The sequence below is a fragment of the Phenylobacterium sp. genome (genome assembly GCF_013822795.1).
In the GTDB taxonomy this organism is placed as follows: domain Bacteria; phylum Pseudomonadota; class Alphaproteobacteria; order Caulobacterales; family Caulobacteraceae; genus Phenylobacterium.
This window is the reverse complement of sequence record NZ_PNLB01000043.1, coordinates 1-1398: the sequence shown is the minus strand read 5'-3', so window position 1 is coordinate 1398 and position 1398 is coordinate 1. Positions and strand designations below refer to the sequence as shown.

General features: G+C 65.7%; 3 protein-coding genes. All 3 read right to left on the bottom strand.

Going from position 1 to position 1398, the window contains the following annotated elements; translation table 11 throughout:
* Window positions 1-45: 45 nt before the first annotated feature.
* Window positions 46-468: a hypothetical protein gene (locus tag C0481_RS21810; RefSeq protein ID WP_293407845.1), complete on the bottom strand. Its 423-nt coding sequence runs from the start codon at window positions 466-468 to the stop codon at window positions 46-48.
* 12 nt (window positions 469-480) lie between these two features.
* Entirely contained in the window at window positions 481-1149 is a 669-nt protein-coding gene (locus tag C0481_RS21805; RefSeq protein ID WP_293407844.1) for a hypothetical protein, read from the bottom strand.
* Window positions 1146-1398 (bottom strand): hypothetical protein (locus C0481_RS21800; RefSeq protein WP_293407843.1); only part of this gene is annotated, 253 nt, incomplete at its 5' end. The genes C0481_RS21805 and C0481_RS21800, both read right to left, overlap by 4 nt.

The window sequence follows — 1398 nt, the reverse complement described above, 5'->3', positions numbered from 1 at the left end:
CGTTCCAGGGTTCGGCTGATGCGGCCGGGATGGGTTTGTTTCGCCTCATCGTGGGGTCCTTTGCGTCGTGGGATCGCGGTCAGGGGTGGCGGCGGCTTTGGTGGACATCGCGGTCGATATCCAGTCCGAGAGGTGGACGATGCTGTCGCGTTCGGTCCACCAGGCGTTGCGGGTGTCAGCCCAGATGTGCGGTTGGCAGGTGAAAGCCCGGCGGGTGCGCGAGGGTGCATCGGCAGGGGCACTCTCGCGGCGGCCCGGCGGTATGCGGGCCGGGGCGGTCGCTAGTTCCCCGTACTGCTTTCGTGTCGCGGCGATGGCTTCGGCGAGAGCAGCTTCGAGCCATTCGGTCCAGGCGGGGTAGGTGTTGAGGTCGCTCATCCAGGCCTTTTTGGCGGCGTCCCAGGTCTCTTGTGTGCACGAAAAGCTGTGCCGTTCTCGGGTCCAGGGCGTGTTCTGATCGTCGGTCATGGGGTGCTCTCCTCAGTACGGGCGCGGTGCGCGGGTAGCTGTGAGTCTTCCGGTTGTGGCGATCAGAGCGACTGCTGCCCAACCAAGGACGAGACGGATGGCCAGTGGGCCCAGCGTTGATTGCCAGGGGCGGGCGGCGCTGAGGACGTCGAGCAGACCCGACGCCAGAAGTACGGCAACGACGGCCAGTGCGCCGAGGGTGAGGAAGAAAATGTGCGGAGCTGGCGTGGTTTTGATGAGGACGACCAGCAGCACCGCTGCGGCGAGAACAGCGGCAACGCTGCCTGCGACGGTGGCCGCGGTCTGGGTCGTCGGTACTGGCGCGATCGAGTTCTGGGCCCAATAGGTCGGCGAGATGTTGTTGTAGATGCTGGCCAGTGCCACCGCGCACAGCAGGTACGCCAGCAGACCGATGACGGCCGCGCTCGCGACTACTCCCCCGGCGAACATCGACAGATGCACACCGAGATCCACTGGGCGCCGACGCGTGTCTTTCGAGTCGTCTGCGTCGATGAAGGAGCGCTCCGGCTCGGGCGGTTGCGGCGCGACCTCATAGGCCCGGGTGGAGTCACCGGCGCTGTCGCGCTGGTATCCGGTGTACGGGTCGAGATGCGGATTGCGGGTGTAGGGATCCTGGTTGTAGCCGTAGAACCGGTCGTCGCGCTCGTGAGGGCTGCTCATTGGAGGTGCCTGTGGGTTTTGCTGCTGTTTTGTGCGGCGCGGTCTTGGCGCGTCAGATGGGCCGGCCGCTGCGCTGAGACGGCTGTCTGGGTGGGGCTGCTTGCCTGATCTTCCTTCGGGCCGGGCGCCAAGGGACCGGCCGCGCGATGCGCTGCATCTAGTCCCTTGAGTTGGCGGTTCTCTTGCCGTGCGGCTGCGACATTCGCGGAGACTGTGGACTCGACGTGTCCGTTGAACTCGTGCTGAAAA